At 70.2% G+C, this 20,001-nt stretch carries 19 protein-coding genes and 1 pseudogene; 10 read left to right on the top strand and 10 right to left on the bottom strand.

Annotated features, from left to right (window positions below):
- Window positions 1–12: 12 nt before the first annotated feature.
- Entirely contained in the window at window positions 13–1,020 is a 1,008-nt protein-coding gene (locus ABZ880_RS00155) for an NADP-dependent oxidoreductase (protein WP_361254314.1), read from the bottom strand.
- Window positions 1,021–1,419: 399 nt separating this feature from the next.
- The gene (locus tag ABZ880_RS00150; protein WP_361254311.1) at window positions 1,420–1,833 is read right to left on the bottom strand and encodes a tautomerase family protein; all 414 of its coding nucleotides are present in this window, start codon (window positions 1,831–1,833) and stop codon (window positions 1,420–1,422) included.
- A gap of 127 nt (window positions 1,834–1,960) precedes the next feature.
- Here ABZ880_RS00150 and ABZ880_RS00145 point away from each other — a divergent pair, with 127 nt between their 5' ends.
- Complete coding sequence (locus tag ABZ880_RS00145; RefSeq protein ID WP_361254308.1) at window positions 1,961–2,857, top strand: LysR family transcriptional regulator; 897 nt, start codon at window positions 1,961–1,963, stop codon at window positions 2,855–2,857.
- Between the two features lie 2 nt (window positions 2,858–2,859).
- On the opposite strand, the gene ABZ880_RS00140 is transcribed toward ABZ880_RS00145, so the two are convergent.
- Window positions 2,860–3,627, bottom strand: coding sequence for a class II aldolase/adducin family protein (locus ABZ880_RS00140; protein WP_361254306.1), 768 nt, complete (start codon window positions 3,625–3,627; stop codon window positions 2,860–2,862).
- Window positions 3,628–3,678: 51 nt separating this feature from the next.
- Window positions 3,679–5,136 (bottom strand): sodium:solute symporter, encoded by a 1,458-nt coding sequence (locus tag ABZ880_RS00135; protein WP_361254303.1) that lies wholly within the window; start codon window positions 5,134–5,136, stop codon window positions 3,679–3,681.
- A 115-nt stretch (window positions 5,137–5,251) separates the two neighbouring features.
- Here ABZ880_RS00135 and ABZ880_RS00130 point away from each other — a divergent pair, with 115 nt between their 5' ends.
- Entirely contained in the window at window positions 5,252–6,826 is a 1,575-nt protein-coding gene (locus ABZ880_RS00130; RefSeq protein WP_361254300.1) for a PucR family transcriptional regulator, read from the top strand.
- 45 nt (window positions 6,827–6,871) lie between these two features.
- Here ABZ880_RS00130 and ABZ880_RS00125 read toward each other — a convergent pair whose 3' ends face one another.
- On the bottom strand, window positions 6,872–8,488 hold the full coding sequence (locus tag ABZ880_RS00125; RefSeq protein WP_361254297.1) for an FAD-dependent oxidoreductase: 1,617 nt from the start codon (window positions 8,486–8,488) through the stop codon (window positions 6,872–6,874).
- A 50-nt stretch (window positions 8,489–8,538) separates the two neighbouring features.
- On the opposite strand from ABZ880_RS00125, the gene ABZ880_RS00120 reads away from it, so the two are divergent.
- Window positions 8,539–9,261, top strand: a complete 723-nt coding sequence (locus ABZ880_RS00120; protein ID WP_361254295.1) for a TetR/AcrR family transcriptional regulator — start codon at window positions 8,539–8,541, stop codon at window positions 9,259–9,261.
- A gap of 92 nt (window positions 9,262–9,353) precedes the next feature.
- Window positions 9,354–9,539: an FCD domain-containing protein gene (locus tag ABZ880_RS00115; RefSeq protein ID WP_361254292.1), complete on the top strand. Its 186-nt coding sequence runs from the start codon at window positions 9,354–9,356 to the stop codon at window positions 9,537–9,539.
- Between the two features lie 118 nt (window positions 9,540–9,657).
- On the opposite strand, the gene ABZ880_RS00110 is transcribed toward ABZ880_RS00115, so the two are convergent.
- Window positions 9,658–10,677 carry a proline racemase family protein gene (locus ABZ880_RS00110; RefSeq protein ID WP_361254289.1) on the bottom strand — a complete coding sequence of 340 codons (1,020 nt, stop codon included), beginning with the start codon at window positions 10,675–10,677 and terminating at the stop codon, window positions 9,658–9,660.
- A 181-nt stretch (window positions 10,678–10,858) separates the two neighbouring features.
- Here ABZ880_RS00110 and ABZ880_RS00105 point away from each other — a divergent pair, with 181 nt between their 5' ends.
- Complete coding sequence (locus ABZ880_RS00105; protein WP_361254286.1) at window positions 10,859–11,467, top strand: TetR/AcrR family transcriptional regulator; 609 nt, start codon at window positions 10,859–10,861, stop codon at window positions 11,465–11,467.
- Window positions 11,468–11,502: 35 nt separating this feature from the next.
- Window positions 11,503–12,501 carry an EamA family transporter gene (locus ABZ880_RS00100; protein WP_361255804.1) on the top strand — a complete coding sequence of 333 codons (999 nt, stop codon included), beginning with the start codon at window positions 11,503–11,505 and terminating at the stop codon, window positions 12,499–12,501.
- On the opposite strand, the gene ABZ880_RS00095 is transcribed toward ABZ880_RS00100, so the two are convergent.
- On the bottom strand, window positions 12,498–12,926 hold the full coding sequence (locus tag ABZ880_RS00095) for a cold shock domain-containing protein (RefSeq protein ID WP_361254284.1): 429 nt from the start codon (window positions 12,924–12,926) through the stop codon (window positions 12,498–12,500). The two genes, ABZ880_RS00100 and ABZ880_RS00095, sit on opposite strands and share 4 nt — an antisense overlap.
- 98 nt (window positions 12,927–13,024) lie before the next feature.
- Complete coding sequence (locus tag ABZ880_RS00090) at window positions 13,025–14,059, bottom strand: hypothetical protein (protein ID WP_361254281.1); 1,035 nt, start codon at window positions 14,057–14,059, stop codon at window positions 13,025–13,027.
- Between the two features lie 82 nt (window positions 14,060–14,141).
- Here ABZ880_RS00090 and ABZ880_RS00085 point away from each other — a divergent pair, with 82 nt between their 5' ends.
- Both ABZ880_RS00085 and ABZ880_RS00080 read left to right on the top strand, forming a co-directional pair.
- Window positions 14,142–14,681, top strand: a complete 540-nt coding sequence (locus ABZ880_RS00085; RefSeq protein WP_361254278.1) for an AAA family ATPase — start codon at window positions 14,142–14,144, stop codon at window positions 14,679–14,681.
- Between the two features lie 397 nt (window positions 14,682–15,078).
- Window positions 15,079–15,267, top strand: a complete 189-nt coding sequence (locus ABZ880_RS00080) for a hypothetical protein (protein WP_361254275.1) — start codon at window positions 15,079–15,081, stop codon at window positions 15,265–15,267.
- Window positions 15,268–15,298: 31 nt separating this feature from the next.
- Here the strand turns inward: ABZ880_RS00080 and ABZ880_RS00075 are convergent, their stop codons facing one another.
- Entirely contained in the window at window positions 15,299–16,420 is a 1,122-nt protein-coding gene (locus tag ABZ880_RS00075; protein ID WP_361254272.1) for a glycosyl hydrolase 53 family protein, read from the bottom strand.
- A gap of 186 nt (window positions 16,421–16,606) precedes the next feature.
- Between ABZ880_RS00075 and ABZ880_RS00070 the strand changes: the two are divergent.
- Window positions 16,607–17,269 (top strand): annotated as a pseudogene (locus ABZ880_RS00070) (substrate-binding domain-containing protein); the annotation flags it as partial.
- Between the two features lie 27 nt (window positions 17,270–17,296).
- Here the strand turns inward: ABZ880_RS00070 and ABZ880_RS00065 are convergent.
- On the bottom strand, window positions 17,297–17,995 hold the full coding sequence (locus tag ABZ880_RS00065) for a response regulator transcription factor (protein ID WP_361254269.1): 699 nt from the start codon (window positions 17,993–17,995) through the stop codon (window positions 17,297–17,299).
- Window positions 17,996–18,228: 233 nt separating this feature from the next.
- On the opposite strand from ABZ880_RS00065, the gene ABZ880_RS00060 reads away from it, so the two are divergent.
- Entirely contained in the window at window positions 18,229–19,959 is a 1,731-nt protein-coding gene (locus tag ABZ880_RS00060; RefSeq protein WP_361254267.1) for a hypothetical protein, read from the top strand.
- Window positions 19,960–20,001 lie beyond the last annotated feature (42 nt).

The raw sequence follows: 20,001 nt of genomic DNA, 5'->3' as shown, positions 1-20,001 counted from the left end.
CCCTCTGCCCGGTCAGTCCGCGATCTTCAGCACCAGCTTGCCGCGGTTCTCGCCACGGAACAGCCGCATGAGGGTGTCGGGGAATGCCGCCACTGGGCCCGATACCACGTCCTCCAGAGACTTCAGCCGGCCCTCCGCCTGCCACGTGGTCAGTTGGGCGATGCCCTCCGCGTACCGGTCGGCGTAGTCGAACACCACCATGCCGGTCATTGAGGCGCGGTTCACCAGCAACGACAGATAGTTGTCGGGGCCTTGTGGCGTGGTGCTGTTGTACTGGGAGATCGCGCCGCAGACGACGATGCGGGCACCGCGCGCCAGCCGCAGCAGCACGGCGTCCAGAACGTCACCGCCGACGTTGTCGAAGTACACGTCGACGCCGTCGGGGGCGTGCTCGCGCAGCGCCTTGCGGACGTCCTCCTTCTGGTAATCGATCGCGGCGTCGAACCCGAACTCGTCGACCACCAGCTGGCACTTGGACTCACCGCCGGCGATGCCGATGACCCGGCAGCCCAGGATCTTGGCGATCTGACCGACGACACTGCCGACCGCCCCCGCCGCTCCGGAGACGACGACGGTCTGACCGGGCTCGGGACGCCCGATGTCGATCAGGCCGAAGTAGGCCGTCAGGCCCGACATGCCGAGAGCGCCGAGATACGTCGGCAAAGGGGCAGCCGCCGGGTCGACCTTGGTCACGTCGCGGCCGTCCGACACGCAGTACTCCTGCACGCCGAACGAGCCGGACACATGGTCGCCGACCGCGAACCCGGAGTGCCGGGAGGCGACCACCCTTCCCACCGCGCCGGCGCGCATCACCTCGCCGATCTCCACCGGACGGATGTATGACCTGCCCGCGTTCATCCAGCCGCGCATCGCCGGGTCGATCGACAGACAGAGCACCTGCACCAGGAATTCCCCGTCGCCCGGCTGCCCCGTCCGCTCCTCGACGTGCTCCCAGTCGGTGGGCCGCGGCTCTCCCACGGGACGTGCGGCCAGGCGCACCTGGTGGTTGATTCTGCTCATCTCGGGCGGCTCCTTCGACGGTCGCGTGGGATCGGCGGTCGGTGCAGCCGGGCAGCCCGCCGCCGTCGCGCACCGATGCGTCTGCCAGGCATACCGTCCAGTCGGTACGGTCGGTGAGCGTACGGTGCCGTCCCGTCGGAGGCAAGAGGGGACCTGGTGCGGCATGCGGCGCAAGCGTGCGGCCCGGGGCCGTTCGCCGGCCCCGCGGTTGGGGGATCCCGGTCGGTGAGCATGTGCTTGAGGTGTGGCCCGGCGAGAGTGGACGGCATCCAGCAGTGGCTCGGTCTGGGCGTACATCGGCCTGCTCGCCCTGGTGGTGGCCGCGATGCTGCCGTAGGGCTGGGCGTGGAGCGGCGACATCGAGGCCCGACGCACCTCGAACCCACCACCGGAGTGCGGCTAGCGGGCAGCGGCTGCGGGAATGCCCAGGTCGCCCTCGACGTACTGGGCCCGGCCGAAGCCGAACGACCAGTCCGCCGGGGTGTTCTCGACGTATCCGATGAACACGTCCTCCCCGGCCACACCCACCTTCGCCAGCCAGGCGGCGACGGCGGCGTAGAGCTGCTGCTTGACCGCGGTCGAGCGGCCGGTCTGCGTGAAGATCTGGATCATCACGGTGTCGTTGCTTCGCTCGAAGCCCAGGCCGGCGTCGAGCGCGATGACCCGGCTCGCCTCGTGCTCGGTGATGATCTGGAAGCGGTCGCGCTCGGGGACGGCCAGCACCTCGACGACGGCCGCGTGGACGGCGTCGGCGACGGCGCGGACCTGGGCGTCGCTGCGGCCCTTGACGAGATCGATGCGGACCAGGGGCATGACGGAACTCCTTGCTCGTGTCGGAGCGACTCGACGGTGGATGTGCCACCAGCCTGCTGCCGCACTACTCATAGGTCAAAGACCTAGGTCTTCCTCCAGCTATAAGGAGAGGGAATACACTGATGTCATGGAGGTGCGCACGCTGCAGTACTTCCTCGCCGTCGCCGAGGAACAGTCCTTCACGCGGGCCGCGGCCCGCTGCCATGTCGCCCAGCCCGCCATCAGCCAGCAGATCCGTTCCCTGGAGCGGGAACTGGGCGAGGCGCTCTTCGAGCGCGACTCCCGTACGGTCCGGCTGACCGCCGCGGGCGAGGCGCTGATGCCGCATGCCCGTACGGTGTCGACGGCCGTCGCCGCCGCGAAGGCCGAGTTCGCCGCACGTTCCGGTCTGCTCACCGGTGCCCTTGCCCTCGGAGTGGCCGACGGCGTGGAGAGCAGCAGCCTCCCGGCACTGCTCGGCACCTTCCACCGGCTGTATCCCGGTGTCACCGTGAATCTCCTCGAGGGAGTCAGCGCCGGCCTGATTCCCCAGGTGCGGCAGGGCTCCCTGGACGCGGTGTTCGTCGCCGTCCCGCCGGAGGGACTCGACCCGCTGTTCGGACACCGGGTCCTCGTCCGCGACGAGATTGTGGCACTCGTCGCCGCCGACCGGCCGCAGGCCCGACAGCCGGCACTGTCCCTGCGCGAGGTCTCCGCCACCCCGTTGATCACATACGGCTCGGACAGCGGCCTGTACGTCCGTCTGCGTAAGGCCTTCGAAGCGGCCGACGTCCCTTTCCGGCCCGCGTACGCTACCAACCACGTCGCGCTGCAGCTGGAACTCGTCGCCGCCGGCGTCGGCATCGCCCTCGCGGCCGGCGGCGCCCGGGGCATCGCCGGGGATCCACGGGTCACCGTGGTGCCGGTGACGCCTCGAATCCCGTACGCGAAGGCGCTGGTCTGGCGTGCCGGCCCGCACTCGTCGGCCCCGCTGCGGGCCCTGCTGGACCTGCCGCACCCGGCCGCCGAGCCTCCGACCGCCTGAGGTCAGTCCGTAGCGTAGTCAGGGGCGATGCGTCGGACGAGCCGTAGCAGTGCCGACCAGGCGAGGTCGTACGCCTTGTCGTCCTGGAGGTCGGAGCCGTGGTCCGGGCCGGCCAGTTGGCGTGCGGTGAGTTCGCAGGTCTCGGGGTCGGGAAGGACGAGTTTCGCGCCGCCGACCGTGGCCGTGGTCTGGATCTCGCAGGCCTTGTCCAGGTAGTACATGCGCAGGAACGCCTGGGCGGGGGTCTCGCCGACGGTCAGGAGGCCGTGGTTGCGCAGGATCATCGCCGGATGGTCGCCGAGGTCGGCGACGAGCCGCCGCTGTTCGGCGAGGTTGAGGGCGACGCCCTCGTAGTCGTGGTAGCCGAGCCTGCCGTAGAACTCCATGGAGATCTGGTTGAGCGGGAGCAGGCCCTCCTCCTGGGCCGCGACCGCGCAGCCCGCCCTGGTGTGGGTGTGCAGGACGCAGTGGGCGTCGGGCCGGGCGGCATGGATCGCGCTGTGGATGACGAAGCCGGCCGGGTTGACGGGGTGCAGGGTCTCCTCGACGGGGTTGCCGTCGAGGTCGATCTTCACCAGGTTCGAGGCGGTGATCTCCTCGAAGAGCAGCCCGTAGGGGTTGATCAGGAAGTGGTGCTCCGGCCCGGGGAGCCGTGCCGAGATGTGCGTGAAGATCAGGTCGGTCATCCGGAAGTGCGCCACCAGGCGGTAGACCGCGGCGAGTTCACGACGCAGGCGGAGTTCTTCCGAGGCGCAGGCGGGGGAGGGCATCGGAGCCTTTCGGGAGTACGGGCACGTGCGGGTGCGGGTGCGGAGTGTGGGTCAGGCCGCGCTGAGTTCCGGGGCGGCGGCCGCGGTCGGCGCCTGCTCGCCCGCCAGGCGGCGGCGCCAAGCCTCGACGATCGTGTCCTCGGTCGGCCTGGTCAGGAGGCTGACGACGACGTACGCCACGAGGCTGGCGAGCAGCCCGTAGTAGATCGGCTCGTTGGCGAGCAGGCCGTCGGTCGCCATCAGGGTGATCACCGTCGCACCCCCAGCGACCATGGCGGTCAGGGCGCCCTGCAGGTTTCCGCGCCGCCAGACCAGGCCGCCGAGGATCGGGACCAGCAGGCCGCCGACGAGCAGGTTGTAGGCGACGGTGAGCGCCTCGATGACGTCCCCGAGGACGCAGGCGATCGCCATGGAGACGACGCCGAGTACGGCGATGGCGAGGCGGTTGGAGCCGACCTCGTCGTGGTCCCTCGATGCCGTACGGCGGCGCAGCCGGGCCCAGATGTCGTTGTTGGCCACGGTGGCGGAGGCGATCAGGGCACCGCTGGCGGTGGACATCATCGCGGACAGGGCGGCGGCGAGGACCAGGCCGCGGATGCCGGTCGGCAGAGTGTGCTTGACGATGGTGGCGAACGCCTGGTCGGCTGCGGCCAGGTTCGGGTAGAGGGTCTTCGTCGCCATGCCGATGAAGGCGCCGGCCAGGGCGTAGACCAGGCAGTAGACGCCGGCGACGGTGCCGCCCCAGGCGGCGACCCTGTCGCTGCGCGCGGTGAAGACCCGCTGCCAGATGTCCTGGCCGATGAGCATGCCGAAGGTGTAGATCAGCACGAAGGTGACGATGGTCTGCCCGCCGATCGAGGTGGGCGAGAAGTAGCCGTGCGGGAGTCGGTCGGCCATGGCGCCGAAGCCGCCCGCCTTGACCACCGCGATCGGCAACAGCAGGACGAGCACGCCGATGCTCTTCACGACGAACTGCACCATGTCGGTGAGGGTGATGGACCACATGCCGCCGAGCGCCGAGTAGCCGACGACGATCGTGCCGCCGACGACCACCGCGACCCAGCGCGGCACGTCGAACAGGACGTCGAAGACACTGGCGTACGCAATGGTCGAGGTCACCGCCAGCATGAGGGTGTAGACCCACATGACGAGGCCGGAGATCACGCTGGCGGCGTCGCCGTAGCGCAGGGAGAGCATCTCGGCGACCGTGTAGACGCGCAGTCTGGCGATCCGGGCGGAGAAGAAGACGCTCAGCGCCAGCAGCCCGAGGCCGATGGCGAAGACCATGGCGGCGCCCGAGATGCCGTAGGTGTAGCCGAGGCGGACGCCGCCGATCGTGGAGGCGCCACCGAGGACGACGGCGGCCATGGTGCCGCTGTACATGAGGGGGCCGAGCCGGCGGCCGGCGACCAGGAAGTCGCTCTTGGAGGCGGCACGCCGTTTGCCCCACCAGCCCACGCCGATGATGCCCAACAGGTATACGGCCATGACGAGGTAATCGACGGTCATGTGGGTGCTCCGGGGAGGGGAGAGGGAGAGCGGGGAGAGGTGGGGGGTGACATGACCGTAGCCACCGGGTGTACTGGGTCTGAAGTGAAGTTTCTGTCCAATATGGAGACGCCCGTTGGATGAATCCGCCAACGCCGAGCAGCCGTCCGTGCGGCTCGGTGTGCTGCTCGCCGACCCGGGGCTGGGCCTGACCCAGGTCGCCGGGCCGCCCGAGGACCGCCTGGTCAGCACGGTCGGCACCACGGAGATCGAGGACCCCACGCCCTACCTCGTCGGCGGCGAACTCCTCCTCACCGCGGGGGTGCGCCTACCCGACGACGCGGACGGCGTCGACATGTACGTGCGCCGGGTCGTCGCCGCCGGGGTCGCCGCGCTCGGTTTCGGCGTCGCTCCCGTGCACCCGGAGGTGCCGCCCGACCTCGTCCGGGCCTGCGACCGGCACGGGCTGCCGCTGCTGCGCCTGCCGCCGGCCACCCCCTTCGTCGCCGTCGGGCAGGCCACGTATGCGGCGATCTCCGAGACCCGCAACCGGGAGCTGCGGGAGATCTCCCGGGCGCAGTCGGCACTGGCCTCGGCCGCCGCCCGCCCGGACACCTTGCGCGCCGTCCTCGGACAGCTCGCCGCCCGCACCGGAACCTGGTCGGTCCTCTACGACGCCCAGGGCACCGAACTGTTCAGCGCGGGCTCCCGCCCCTCGTCCCCCGCGCCACGGCTCCTCCACGACCTCGCGGTACGCACACTGCAGCGGGGCGGGGGTCCGACGGCGGCAGCGGCCCATCACGCCCAAGGGGTCCACCTGACCGTCCACACCCTGCCCGGTGCGGACGGCAGCACCACGGCGCTGGCTCTCGGCCAGGCCGCCACCACGGCCCCGACCGTCGTGCACCGCCAGGTCACCAGCACGGCGACGGTCCTGCTCGCCCTGCTCACCAGCCCGCGGCACGCCCTGAGCACCGACACCCACAGCGTCGGCGCGCTGGTTCGGCTCATGCTCGGGGCCACGCCCGCCGAGGTGGCGCCCGCCCTCCTGCCCGGCGACGGGACGAGCGATCACTGGACGGTCGTACACGGCCGACACCGGCCCGCACGGGACGCCTCGGTACCGCGGACCGCCGCCGACCCGGCTCAACTCGCAGCCCTGGCCGCCCTGTTGGGCACCCCCTACGTCCACATGGACGGCCCCAGTCTGAAGGCCCTGATCCCCAGCGCCCCCGACACCACGCCGAGCGTCCCCGCCCAGGCCGCCGACCTGGGGTGGGTCCTCGGCTTCAGCGCACCCATGTCCGCACCCGACCTGCCGCACGCCGACACCCAGGCCGAACGCGCCCTGCAACGCGCGATCGCCGCCGAGGCACCCGCCGTCATCCACAACCCCGACGCGCTCACCGTCCACGCCCTCGTCCCCCCGGCCGACGGCCGCGAACTCGCCCGCACCCGCTTCGCCCCACTGGACCGCGCCGGCGCACCGGGGGCCCCGGTCCTCCTCGACACCCTGCGCACCTGGCTGACCCTGCACGGCAGTTGGGACCGCACCGCGGCGGCCTTGCAGGTCCACCGCAACACCGTGCGCCACCGTCTGGCACGGCTCGCCGACCTCCTCGACGTCGACCTTCAGGATCCCGGCGTCCGGATGGAACTCTGGTTCGCTCTGCAGTGGCTGCCCGGCGAGCCGACGGACACGGGGGCCTGAACGAGAGCCGTTCCCTTGGCAGAGGAGGCCGGGCGATGCCTAGTCTCAGCCCACCGGCCGGTGCTCGGGTGAGGACGACCGCGCGCCGGCCCATCGGTTCAGGGCGGCTTCGAGGCCGGTGACGGCGTCGGTGTCGGGGGTGTCGGCGGCCCAGGCGACCACACCGTCCGGGCGTACCAACACCCCGGTCGGCGTTGCCTGGTCGTCGGTCACGGTGCTCACACGCCCGTTCCAGGCCGCGGCAAGGCGGGCGAACGTGCCGTCCGGAGTGCGGTCGAGCAGCAGGAACCCGCCGGCGTGACCGTGGTCGACAAGGCGGGAGCCGTCCCTCAGCCACAGATCGGGGACGTAGCGGCCGATCAGGGGATGATCGCCGGGCAGATCGATGCGCTGTGTGACGCCGGAGATCTTCTTGACCGCGTAGGTCGTGCCCGCCCGAGTGCTCAGCAGCTCGGCTACGACCTCCCGCAGCGCGGCCGACTTGGCGTCCCCGCGCATCACCCCGATCTGGGCCCGCGTCCAGTCCAGCACCCAGGCGCCGAGGGGACGACGCTCGGCGTCGTAGGTGTCGAGCAGTCCCTCGGGTGCCCACCCGGCGACCACGGCACCGAGCTTCCAGCCGAGGTTCATGGCGTCGCCGACCCCGAGATTGAGCCCCTGACCGCCGAACGGCGAGTGCACGTGCGCGGCGTCGCCGGCCAGCAGTACCCGCCCCGACCGGTAGGCGGCGGCCTGGCGGGCGTTGTCGGTCCAGCGGGTCGCGCGGCCGCGCAGCGCGTTCAGCGTGACATCGGTCCCCGAGACCCGGCGCAGACTCGTCTGCAACTCCTCGAGAGTCACCGGCGCCGCGGGGGTCGCCCCGCGCGAGCGGGGCCGCGCGTGGGGGAGGTCCGCGGTAGCGCCGTCGAACTCGACGGTGACCACTCGCCCGGGCTGCGGCCCGTAGCGGTACGCCCCCCGGGCCGACCACGCCCATCCGTTCGCGAGCTTCTCCGGGTCGGCGATGTCGGCGACCGCCAGGTGTCCGGTGAGTTCGGGGTCGGTGCCGGGGAAGTCGATGCCCGCGAGGCGGCGCACGGTGCTGCGCCCGCCGTCGCACCCGACCAGCCACCCCGTGCGCACGGAGCCGGCCGTGGTCCCGACGAGCACACCGTCGCCGGTGTCCTCGAGCGCGGTGACCTCCACCCCGCGGCGCACCGGTACGCCGAGTCGTGCGACGTGCTCGGCCAGCAGCTGCTCCAGCTCACGCTGTGGCACCATCCGCGCAACGTCGGCCGCAGTGTGCGCGGCGAGGTCGGCATCGGACCAGTCCACGAGGTCGGCGTCCAGGACCATTCCGGCGAAGTGCCCGGTGAAGCGGGACTCGCGTGCTCGCCGGTGGCCGCCGGGCTGTTGGTCGTCGGCCTTGGGGGCGAACGACCCCACCCGCTCGAGGATCTCTCGCTGCACCTGTTCGGCGGCAGGGAGCAGGCCGCGGCGGTCGAGTGCCTCGGCCGTCGGAATGTTGATCGATCCCGCCTTCATCCCCTCGTCCGGCTCGGCCAGTCGCTCGTGTACCTGCACCGTCGCCCCGGAGAGCGCCAGCTCCGCGGCGAGCACGAGGCCTACCGGCCCGGCTCCGACCACGGTCACGTCCACGTCTTGCTTCACATTCGTCGTCACGAACACTGTTCTATGAACGAACAGTGTTCGTGTCAAGTTATAGTGGCCGGGTGAACCCGAGAGAGCGACGCGCGGCACGTCACCAGCCGCCGAACCCCGATGCCGAAGCCGCTCCCAGGCCGCGGCGCCGCACGGCCCCGATCACCGTGGAGCAGGTCATCGACACCGCACTGGGCGTCGTCGCCACCGAGGGGTACGAGGCGCTTACGATGCGTCGGCTGGCCGGCGCGCTCGACACCGGACCCGCCTCGCTCTACGCCCACGTGGTCAACAAGGCCGACCTCGACGAACTGCTCATCGGGCGACTGTGCGGCGAGCTTGCGCTGCCCGAGCCCGACCCCGCGGCCTGGCGGGAACAGCTCCGCGGTGTGTGCATCCAGGTGCGCGACCAGTACCTGAAATACCCCGGCATCTCCCGCGCCGCGCTCGCCATGGCCCCCACCGACCTCGAGGCCCTGCGCGTCAGCGAGGGAATGCTGGCGATCCTGCTGGCCGGCGGCGTCGCCCCGCAGACCGCCGCCTGGGCCGTCGACGCCCTCTTGCTGTACGTGGCCGCCTACTGCCTGGAGATCTCCATCGTGCAGCAGCGCAAGGTCCACAGCGAGGCGGACTGGGTTCTCGACACCGACGAGCTCCGGCGCCGACTGGCCGCGCTGCCCGCCGAGACCTTCCCGCACACCACCCGCCACGCGGCCGAACTCACGGCCGGCGAGGGCCACGACCGCTTCGACTTCACCCTCACCCTGATGATCGACGGCCTGGCGCGTCCCTAGCCGGACGTTGCGCCGGGGGAGGAGCGAGGCCGCGCTGAACGCCGCCGGCCACGTCCGAGGTCACCGAACTCCTCGACGGCCAGGCCATTCCGTTGGCCGAGCAGATCACCGACGCCGCCCGGGAAGGGGACCTGACCTCCTTCCTCGATCTGGACCGACAGTTCCACCTGGGTCTGCTGGAGCTGCGGGGAAATCGCCGTCTGGTCGCGATGGTCGGCCAGTTGCGCGACCAGGCCCGGATGCAGGGCTTCAAAAGCTCGCGGACCAGGGCGAGTTGACCCTCGCTCACAGCCGCGGCATCTGGGCGGGACGGGCCGAGAACGACTCCTGAGTCTCCGGAGTTGGAAGCAGGCGTGGCCAGAAGTGCCGCGCCCGCTCAGTCGGTTGGCCGGGCGGTCACCGCAGGACGAAGCCCGTGCCGAGGTCGTCCGTGGGATCGAGTTCGAAGCGGTGCTCGCCGGTGCGGTACGCCGTCCCCGTGACCTCCGGTACGACGGCGGGGTGTCCGTCGGCGGTCAACTCCCCGGCGATGCGGGCATGGAAGCGGGTGCCGACGATCGAGTCGTGGACGAAGGTCTGGCCCGGCTTGAGGCGACCGGTGGCCGCCAGCACGGCGACGCGTGAGCAGGTGCCGGAGCCGCACGGGGAGCGGTCGACCTGGCCGTCGGCGAAGACGGTGACATTGCGCTGGTGCGGGTTGCCGTTCTCGTCGGTGCCGAGGTCGTCGTAGAGGATGGTGCCGTAGGCGCCGCTGAGGCGGTCGTCGACAGGGTGCCGGGCGTGTTCGGTGTCGTTGAGCGCCCACTTCACCTCGCGGCCGATCGCGATGAGGTCGCCGTAGTGCTCGGGGGTGACGGTCAGTCCGACGCCGGCTGCGTTCAAGTGGGCGTAGATGGCGCCGCCGTAGCCGATGTCGACGACAACGTCTCCGCGCGTGGTGGCGACGGTGACGTGTTCGGCGAGGCGGTAGCTGGGGACGTTGACGAAGTCGACGCCGGTGATCTGTTCGCCGGCCGTGTGCACGCGCAGGGTGACCCGGCCCGAGGGGACGTCGATGACGACCGTGGTGGGGCCGGAGGGTTCGCGGGCGACGCGGCCGGTCTGTACGGCCCAGACGGCGAGCGCGATGGAGCCGTGTCCGCAGGCCGTCGAGAAGCCGTCCTTGTGCCAGAACAGCACACCGAAGTGGGCGCCCTCGTCGTCGGGCGGCGTGATGAAGCCGCCGTACATGTCGGCGTGTCCGCGGGGCTCGAAGCACAGCAGCTTGCGCAGGTTGTCCACCTCGGGGTCGCCGATGGCGAACATCCGGCGCTCGGCGACGGTGGCACCTGCGATGGCGACAGGCGGTTCGGGAACGACGCGGAACGGTTCACCGCCGGTGTGGTAGTCGGTGGTGGATACCTGATGGATGGGCATGGGGTCCTTCGCAGGGTGGTGTCCACGCGGATACGAGGTCCGCTGCTCCGCGCCGCTGAGGCGTGATGCGTAATGCCTTACGCAGAATCCAGCGAGTGCTCGGCGTCGTTGTCAATATCCCGGGTGTAGTCTCCTCCGATTACTAGGTAGACTGACCTACCTAGTAGCAGGAAGGTGCGCAATGAGTGACACTCCCACCCCCGCAGCACGGCCCAGCAAGAAGCGGGGAAGCGCGCGTACGCGGTTGCTCGACGCCGCAGCGCGTCGCTTCTACGCGGACGGCGTGTCGGCCACAGGGATCGACACGATCACTGCCGAGGCGGGCGTGGCGAAGATGAGCCTGTACAACAACTTCTCCTCCAAGGCCGACTTGGTGATGGCCTATCTCGATGAACGGCACGAGGAGTGGCTGGGCCTGTACCGGCGGCGGCTGGCAGAGGTCCAGGACGGGCGCGGCGGCGTACTGGCCGTCTTCGACGCGTACGCCGATCACGCCGCCTTCGCCTACGAGCACGGCTTTCGCGGGTGCGGACTGCTGAACGCGGCTGCCGAACTGCCCGCCGGGCACGAGGGGCGGGACGTGGTGCGCCGGCACAAGGAAGAGGTCGAGTCGCTGCTCGCCGCACACCTGGAAGGGCTGTTGCCCGACCGGCCCGAAGAGGCCCGTGCGGTGGCCGAGCATCTGTCGTTCCTGCTGGAAGGCGCGATGGCGCGCGCCGGGCTGGAGGGCGCGGCTACGCGTCTGGAGCATGCGCGCGCCATGGCGGCGAACCTGCTGGACCGGCTGTGACGCGGCCCGTCGGACGGGGGGCCGGCTCGGTGGGAATGGGCTCCCTGTGCGTTCTCGTGGCGTCGGTTCTGTGGGGCACCACGGGAACCGCCGCGACGTTCGCCCCGGCCGTCGGACCCCTCGCGATCGGCGCCGCCGCCATGGGCCTGGGCGGACTGCTCCAGGCTCTCGTGGCCGCTCCCCGCATCGTGCGGGAGACATCCGCGCTGCGTGCGCAGCGCGGGGTGGTCACGCTCGGTGCACTGTCGGTGGGGGCCTACCCGCTGGCGTTCTACAGCTCCATGCATCTGGCCGGGGTCGCGGCCGGAACCGTCGTGTCGATCGGCTCCGCCCCGCTCGCCTCGGCCGTGATCGAGCGCGTGGTGGACAAACGCAGCCTGACGCGACGCTGGATGATCGGTGCCGCCCTGGGCCTGTCGGGAACCGTTCTGCTGTGCCTGGCCGAAGCGGCCCGGGCAGAGTCCGGGTCCGGGGCCCACTCCGCGCAGACGATCGTGCTCGGCGTCGGGCTCGGCCTGCTGGCCGGCTTCACCTACGCCCTGTACTCCTGGGCGGCCCACCGGCTGATCAGCCGCGGTGTCACTTCCGGTGCGGCCATGGGCACCGTCTTCGGGCTGGGCGGTCTGCTGCTCCTGCCCGTGCTGCTGGCCACCGGCGCGCCACTTCTCGACTCCTGGTCCAACGCGGCCGTCGGCGCCTACATGGCCCTGGTGCCCATGTTCATCGGCTACGTCCTCTTCGGCTGGGGCCTGGCACACGTCCCGGCGAGCACCGCGACCACACTCTCACTGCTGGAACCCGCCGTCGCGGCCGTACTCGCCGTACTCGTGGTGGGTGAACGCCTGCCGCTGCTCGGCTGGTTGGGCATCGCTCTCGTCGTCGGCTGCCTCGCCGTGCTCACCACGCCGAGCCGTGCTGCGGCGAAGGCTCGGGCGAACACCGGCTCCCGGGAAGACAGCGGAGCTCAACTCCACCGTGCTACGGCCCCGGGCTCCGCAACGGTCGTGGCGGCAACCGAGCCGGGGGAAGCCTAGTCCTCGGTCCACCCGTGGTTCTTGCCGAACCGGAGGAGCCCGCGGCGGATTTGGAGGATCTGTTCGCCGTTCAGCGTGGGAGCCGTGGCGAGCAGGACCTCGGTGACCTCGTGGAGGAACTCGTCCGAGGTGAGGACGTCGCAGAGCGAGTCGTCGCCGTCCACCGGTCTGGTGGTGCCCGGGAAGGACGCCCTCACGTGTGCGAGTGGCCTTACGCCCACCGTCGAAGCCAGCTTCACGGACGAGGCCTTGAGACCGCGGTCTCCCTCCTCGACCTCGAACTCGACCGCGAGTCCCGGGCGCAGCTGCTGCTCGGGAATGAGCAGGTCGTTCACGTGCAGAAAGACGTCGTCGGTGCCGTCGTCGGGAGCGATGAACCCATAACCGCGGGCTCCGTCGAACCGCACAACACGACCAGCAACCATGCCACCAACCCCCAAAGAAACCGGCCCCCCACGTACCGGGCCAACACCAGCGCAGGAGGCTACGCCAACAAGACTCACAAGGCGAGCGGCCCCGGCGTTCAGTCGGTGTCGCCGCGGACCGGACTGCCTCCGCCGACGAGGATCGCCTCCTCGTCGTACTCGATGCACTCGTAGTAACCGTCGTAGGGGACGGGCGAGAAGACCACGCCGTCGCGCACGGTCCAGCCGGCTTCGATGACCATGGCGACCGGGGCGACGTCCATGTACTCCCAGGGGCCGGCGTCGGGGGCGTAGGCGTCCTCGACCGCGATGGCGACGCACGCGCCGAGGTTCTCGACGAAGACGTACCAGGGGGTAAGTTCGTCCGGCAGCGGGATGGGGCTGGGGCGTTCGGGAACGACCTTCTCGCCCTGGCATGCCGCGGTCATCAGGGTGGCCGCCAGTACGTCGGGCAGGCCGGTCTCGCCCGGCGGCCGGTGTACCGGGATGGTGGCGCGGGCGTGCGCGGCCCCCTCGCGCACCCAGCGCTGGTAGTCGTCCCGCGCGGCCAGTGCCGTGCGGGCCTTGTCGAGCTCCCAGCCGAGTTCGTTCGCGGCTCGCTCTGCGGCTTCCGGGCCGGTGCCGAACTGTTCCTGCAGCATGCGGGAGCGCAGTGCGGTGGCCCGGGCGAGCTCCGCCCGGGCCGGGATGAGGAGCTCGCGGTTCAGTTCCAGTTCGGCAGCACGGGGTCCGAATGCCTCGCTCAGCGGTGAGAGACCGGACAGCCAGACGGCTTCCAACTCGGCCAGTACCGCGAGGTCACGCTCCTCGCGGCCCGCCTCCAGGGCGTACTCCTTCGTCGATCCGGGGCGGGTCAGCCGGTCCAGGACATCCGCAAGCGCCTCGCGCAGCCAGCGCATCGCATCCCACGGGTCGTCCCGGTCCACGGCCCAGTACGTGCGGTTGCCCTTGCCCTTGCGCCACAGCCGGTAGACATCGGCCATGCCGAGTCCGGGTTCGGTCATCCACAGCCGCTCGCCCGGACCGCCGATCTCGCTGTTGATGGCGGTGAGTTCCACGACCCGCAGCTGTCCCTCCACGAGGTCGACCAAGTCGTCGTACTGGAAACGCGGTTCGCGGTGAATCGTAGGCATGCTGTGGTCCGTCCCCCAGGTACGTGGCTGCGGGTGCGGTATCGGATCGCCCGCGGTGGTCGTCAACTGGCACGCTACCGCTATGGATCGCGCGGAAGTGCTGCTCGTCGGTGGGCGGGCCGGGGTGGGCAAGACGACGGTGGGGTGGGAGGTTTCGGCACTGCTGCGTGCCGCGGCTGTGCCTCACGCCGTCATCGACGGGGACTTCATGGGGCAGGTGCATCCGGCGCCGGACGGGGACCCCGACCGCTCCGAAATCACCGAGAGCAATCTGACGGCCGTGTGGGGGAACTTCGCTCGACGCGGGTACCGCCGCCTGATCTATACGAACACCGCGAGCGTGCTTCCTGAAGCGGCGGGCATGTTCGAGCGCGCCATGGGGACCGGGGTGCGGATCGTACGAGTGCTGCTCACCGCCTCCGATGCCACGGCCCGACAGCGGCTGGTGGGGCGGGAACTCGGCTCGGAGTTGGAGACGGAACTGCAGGGCAGCATGCGCAAGGCACGTCTCCTGGACGAGCGGGCTCCGGCGGACGCGGTGCGGGTGGCGACCGACGGGCGGCTTGTGGTGGACATTGCGCGGGAGGTGGCGGCCGCCACGGGCTGGACGGGCTCGTTGTAGCGAACTGCCCTTTGCTTTGGCTCGGTTCCGCGCTGCCGTGCACACGAGTCCGTACGGTGCGAGGCACAGCGCCGCGACGGGAGTTCGTTCACCAACTCGGCGTTCTGCAGCGGTGGTTGACGGTGGCTTGATGGACTGGCTGGGCGGGCTGGGCCGGAACATGGCCGAAGGTGGTGTGGCCCATGGATGTGGAACCTCCAACAATCCCCGGGCGGCGCTTCCGCACGGCGCCGCGCAACCGTTTCGAGGCACCCCCACTCCGTCGCCGCCGAGCGTCCGGGGCCGAGAATCCGGAGTTGGCAGGCGTACTGCCGTCGCCGCACCCGCACCCGCATCGGCGGCCCAGGCCGATGTCACGGCCACCCTGCGTGTCACCATCACCGACGGAGACTCCGTCATGACCCAGACCACGGGCTTCTACACCTGCCACAGCGGCTTCACCGTCGGCGAGGCGAAGGACATCTCGGTCACCGTCTGCGCCGGCCAGTGGGTGCAGGTCTTCAGCAGCCACGGCTGCTACGACGCCCTCAACGTCAGCGGCGCCAACATCGAGACCGACGGACAGGTCATCGGCTTCACCCTGTGATCCGTCCGCCGGTCCGCGCTCAACGCAGCGTCTACGGCGTCCACTTGATGTTCGGGTTCACCTGGCCGGTCCAGTTGAACGTGGCCATGTTGTCCCAGCCGTCGCCGCTGTTGTTGATGTCGGCCGGATCCCATCCGTTGCCGGGGACCGCGTACCAGGTCGGCTCCCAGTAGAAGACCCCGATCGCCCCGGCACTGCGGGCCGTGTTCTGTACGGCGGTGAAGTTGGCGGCCTGGCCCTGCCAGGTGAGCGGATAGCCAGAGCAGCCGGATGTGACCGAGTTGCTCGTGCTGTCCGCGTTCGCCGAGGTGAACGGGTAGGCCGTCTCGGCGATGATCACGTCCTTGCCGTAGCGGGACTTCATGTCGGACACGACGCTGCCCATGTTGGCCAGCGTGCCGTGCCACATGCAGTAGTACGACAGCCCGGTGATGTCCCAGTTGACGCCCTTCGCCTTGATGCCGTCGTAGAACCAGCGCGCATGCGCGTCACTGTCCGCGTCGGCCGTGTGGATGACCACCTTCGTGCCGCTGTTGCATGCCTTGGTCGCGTTGTAGCCCGACTTGAGGAGCAGGCTCAGATTGGTGAAGTCGTTGTTGACCACCTTGCCGTCGTCCCAGAGCATGCCGACGTTGATCTCGTTGCCTATCTGCACGCTGTCCGGGGTGGTGCCCTGGGACTTGAGGCTGTTGCAGACGTCGTACGTGTAGTTGTAGACGTCGGTCTGGAGCTGGCTGATGCCGTGGCTGGACCACGCCGCGGGCTTGTACTGCTTGCCCGGGTCCGCCCACGTGTCCGAGTAGTGGAAGTCGACCAGCAGCTTCAGACCCCTGGCCTTGACCTGCTTGGCGTACGCCAGCACCTTCGCCTTGTTGTTGTATCCGCCGGCCGGGTTGTTCCAGACCCGCAGGCGGACGTAGTTCACGCCCAGGCCCTTGAGGATGTCGAGCGGGTCCTTGGCGGTGCCGCTCGCGTCGTAGTACCTGGCGCCGAGGTCGAGGGCCCGTTGAGCGGTCGAGACGTCCGCGCCGAGCATGCTGAGCGAGTTCGCGGCGGAGGCGGTGGTGGGGGTGGTGAGCAGGGACGCGGGCAGGGCGGCCGCCGCAATGAGCAGGGCGGCCTTCACTGTTCGGCTCGAACCGTTCGCGGGCATCCCATCTCCTTTGATGGATGTGGTCGTCACCTGGCATGTGCATGCAAGAGTGTCCGGGAACGTTCACAGTAGAAGTGGGCCCAGTGCGCTGTAAATACGTGTGCTGAGGTTGTGCACGTGCACAGATTGCGGACCCGGGAACGCAAGTGGCCCCGTTCCCAGTCGGCGGGAACGGGGCCACACGCGCTGCTGGCCTTCCGCAGCGAGGCCCTGATCCTGCTCGGCCCCACGGCCGTCGCCGACACGCTCTCGGCCCTGGGCAACAAGGCGCCCGTCATCGCGGTCGGCCGCCGGATCGCCGACGCCGGGCTGGACGTCGTACGCACCGCGGACGACGACGGAGTCGGCCAGATCGTCGACCACCTGGTCGGACTCGGCCACCAGGAGATCGTCTACGTCGACGGCGGCAAGGGCGTCATCGCCACCGACCGGCGCCGCGGCTACCGCACGGCAATGCGCCGCCACGGACTCGGCGAGCGCATCCGGGTGTTGAGCGGCGCCACCACCGAAGCGGCCGGGGAGCGTGCAGCCCGGCATCTCCTGGACGGCGACGAACTGCCCACCGCCGTCGTGGCGTTCAACGACCAGTGCGCCATCGGTGTCCTGGCCGCGCTCTCCCGCGCGAGCATCTCCGTCCCGGGCCGGGTCTCCGTGGCCGGCTACGACGACGACACGCTCTCCCGGCTGGGCTGCTTCAACCTGACCACCGTCAGCCAGGGCGCCCTGGAGCAGGCCCGGCACGCGGTGACCGCCGCCGTCGAGCGCCTCGACCAGGACCGCACCGAACCCCGTGAGGTCGTGCTCGCCCCGCACCTGGTCGTCCGCGGCACTACGGCGGCACCCGCCTGAGGCACACGCTGGGCAGTCCTGCGATCGTCAGGCCGCCGGCCGTACCAGGCCGGACTCGTAGGCGAAGGCCACCGCCTGGACGCGGGCGCGGGCGCCGATCTTGGCGAGGATGTGGCTGACGTGCGATTTGACCGTGGTCGGGGCGATGGAGAGTCGGACGGCGATCTCGGTGTTGGACCAGCCCGAAGCCACGGCCGTGAGGACGTCGCGTTCGCGTTCGGTGAGGGTGGCCAGCCCGGCCTCCCCAGTGAGGGGGCGCAGGACCGGCTGTGTGCGGACGGCGTCGATGAGTGCGCGGGTCAGGGCCGGGGTGATGACGGCGTCGCCGGCGGCCACGACGCGGATGGCCGCGGTCAGTTCCTCCGGAGCTGCGTCCGTGAGGAGGAATCCGCCGGCTCCGGCGCGCAGGGCCGCGTGTGCGTGCCTGTCGTCAGTGCTCGAGGTCAGCACCAGTACGCGGGGAGGGGAGCCCGCGGTCATGGGGGACTCGGCTGCCGACAGCAGGCGCGGGGGCCGTGCGATGCGCCGGATGGCATCGATGTCGTCCGCTTCGGCCAGGCGGCTGTCCATCAGGACGACGTCCGGACGGAGTGCGGCGCTCATGCGGACCGCCTCGGCCCCGCTCGCGGCTTCACCTGCGATGCTCAGGTCGGGCTCGGCGGCCAGGAGCATGCGCAGGCCGACGCGCTGCAGGGACTGGTCGTTGACGATGAGTACGGAGACCACGTCCGTCCTCCCTCATCCTCTAAACGAAACTGTTTCGTTCACTTGCTGCTCAGAATAGCCCCCGCCGCTATCGAAACGGCATCGTTTTCGTCGTGGGCTGGGTCACATCTCGGATCATGCGGATCGGGACGCGGAACGGGCGCCTCAGCTCCTGGTGACAAACGCTTCACCAGGAGCTGAGTCTTTGTGAGCACTGCCCGATCGCGCGGTCCGCGCAGCCCTACGGTCCGGCTATGGACACGAGCCGCAGCAGAGGAAGAACCGCGAAGACCCTGCGCAGTGCCGCGCTGGCGGTGCTGCTGACCACCGGGGCGATCACCATGACCGCACCGGACGCCCGGGGGGAGAGCGCGCGGACCGAGAGACCCGTCGCGTCGACGAGTGCGGTCGCCGGAGTGAGCGAGTCGGTGGTGCGAGTGAAGATCCCGCTGCCGGCGTCCTTCGGTGACCGTCCGGCGGCATGCGACTGGCTGTCGTATCTGCGCTACCGCTCCACCGACGGGCCGGCGGCCTCGGCCGACGCCGACCGGATCCTCGTCGCCCAGCCGGGCATCCTCGAGGGAGCCGGAGCCTTCGACAGCGTCGCCCGCAACACCGTGGCGCGCGCCGCCGAGCAGGGGAGGCACATCGAGTTCTGGGCGCTGGATCGGCGCTCCAACTGCCTGGAGGACCACACCGGCATAGACTCCGGCGACCAGCACACGGCCGTCGACTACTACTACCGCGCCAAGCAGGTCGACGGCCGCACCTTCGCCGGCTTCGTCGGCAACGACAAACTCGGGTGGATGGCCAAGCTCGGCATCGAGCAGACCGTACGTGACCAATACGACCTGCTCGCCGCCGAGTTGCCCGACCAGCAGATGCGCAAGCACAAGGTGCTGTGCGGCGGACACTCGCTCGGCGGGGTGATCACCGGCTACTTCGCGGCCGCCGACTTCGACGGCAACCGGGCCACCACCACGGACGCCGGATACAACCAGTGCGCCGGCTACTTCGCCCTCGACACCACCGTCTCCACCTCGCTCGGCGACCTGAGCGGCAGCATGCCCGACGACACCAACCTGCCCGACGTGGGCCTGGGTTACGGCGCCGTACAGACCGGACTCGACAGCGGAGTGCTGCCGCGCTCACTGTCCGCGCCGGTCCTGCTCAACCCCGAGACCATGACCCTGCTGGCCATCGCCGGCGTGGGCGCCGTACAGGATCCGGGCGGTGAGGCGGACCTGCCGAGCTATCTGCCCGCCAACACCAACATCGAGGCCACCAACCGCTTCCTGTTCTCCAAGGACACCGCCACGTTCCTCACCGGCTCTCCCGCGGTGAAGGACTTCCGGCTCACCAACACGGCCGTCCTCGGAGCGCTGCTGGACGACAACTCCGTACCGCTGGCATTTCTGCAGAGCAGCGTGGGCTTCTTCGACGGCGGACCGATCGCCGACAAGAACTTCCCCGCCGCCAACGGCAGTTCGCAGCAGCCGGGACTGTTCGGCGTCGAGTACAAGGCCATCCCCGCCGAACCGCACGGGCCGCTCTACACATGGCGCAATTACGACCGTGTGGGCGCCGCCGACGACCCCGGGTACAAGTCGGCCGACGGCACGCCCTTCACCAGTGCCGGCAAAGAGGTCACCGACATAGGGGAGTTGGCCCGCAGCCTGGCCCGGCAGCCGCTGGACTTCACCGAGCAGTACTTCCCCACCAAACTGGTCACCGACCTCGAACTGGCCACCTCCCCACAGGTGAAGCAGCTGATCGTGCACCCCGAGGGGCTCACCGCCAACCCGACGCTCACCGTGCTCGCGGGCGACGGTCTGCTCGCCGGCCGCATCCCGGCCGACCTGCATCCGGTGGTCGCCGACGGCTACCAGCACCTCGACGTGCTCACCGCGGCACCCGAGCAGAACAACGGGCGGCCCGAGCCCGTATCCACCAACCTCGCACACTTCGCCGGAGAGCCCCACTAGCTTCGATCTTGCACAAGCTCCGGTTGCCGACCGTCAGGCCGC

The sequence above is a fragment of the Streptomyces sp. NPDC047043 genome (genome assembly GCF_040644055.1).
In the GTDB taxonomy this organism is placed as follows: Bacteria; Actinomycetota; Actinomycetes; order Streptomycetales; family Streptomycetaceae; genus Streptomyces.
The sequence above is the reverse complement of the archived record's forward strand: the minus strand, read 5'-3'. Positions and strand labels throughout refer to the sequence as shown.

What these genes read in the sequence shown, in the direction of transcription:
- ABZ880_RS00155 (WP_361254314.1), bottom strand. Translation starts at nt 1,020, where the DNA reads ATGAGCAGAATCAACCACCAGGTGCGCCTGGCCGCACGTCCCGTGGGA.
- ABZ880_RS00150 (WP_361254311.1), bottom strand. Translation starts at nt 1,833, where the DNA reads ATGCCCCTGGTCCGCATCGATCTCGTCAAGGGCCGCAGCGACGCCCAG.
- ABZ880_RS00145 (WP_361254308.1), top strand. Translation starts at nt 1,961, where the DNA reads ATGGAGGTGCGCACGCTGCAGTACTTCCTCGCCGTCGCCGAGGAACAG.
- ABZ880_RS00140 (WP_361254306.1), bottom strand. Translation starts at nt 3,627, where the DNA reads ATGCCCTCCCCCGCCTGCGCCTCGGAAGAACTCCGCCTGCGTCGTGAA.
- ABZ880_RS00135 (WP_361254303.1), bottom strand. Translation starts at nt 5,136, where the DNA reads ATGACCGTCGATTACCTCGTCATGGCCGTATACCTGTTGGGCATCATC.
- ABZ880_RS00110 (WP_361254289.1), bottom strand. Translation starts at nt 10,677, where the DNA reads ATGCCCATCCATCAGGTATCCACCACCGACTACCACACCGGCGGTGAA.
- ABZ880_RS00105 (WP_361254286.1), top strand. Translation starts at nt 10,859, where the DNA reads ATGAGTGACACTCCCACCCCCGCAGCACGGCCCAGCAAGAAGCGGGGA.
- ABZ880_RS00100 (WP_361255804.1), top strand. Translation starts at nt 11,503, where the DNA reads ATGGGCTCCCTGTGCGTTCTCGTGGCGTCGGTTCTGTGGGGCACCACG.
- ABZ880_RS00095 (WP_361254284.1), bottom strand. Translation starts at nt 12,926, where the DNA reads ATGGTTGCTGGTCGTGTTGTGCGGTTCGACGGAGCCCGCGGTTATGGG.
- ABZ880_RS00090 (WP_361254281.1), bottom strand. Translation starts at nt 14,059, where the DNA reads ATGCCTACGATTCACCGCGAACCGCGTTTCCAGTACGACGACTTGGTC.
- ABZ880_RS00085 (WP_361254278.1), top strand. Translation starts at nt 14,142, where the DNA reads ATGGATCGCGCGGAAGTGCTGCTCGTCGGTGGGCGGGCCGGGGTGGGC.
- ABZ880_RS00080 (WP_361254275.1), top strand. Translation starts at nt 15,079, where the DNA reads ATGACCCAGACCACGGGCTTCTACACCTGCCACAGCGGCTTCACCGTC.
- ABZ880_RS00075 (WP_361254272.1), bottom strand. Translation starts at nt 16,420, where the DNA reads ATGCCCGCGAACGGTTCGAGCCGAACAGTGAAGGCCGCCCTGCTCATT.
- ABZ880_RS00060 (WP_361254267.1), top strand. Translation starts at nt 18,229, where the DNA reads ATGGACACGAGCCGCAGCAGAGGAAGAACCGCGAAGACCCTGCGCAGT.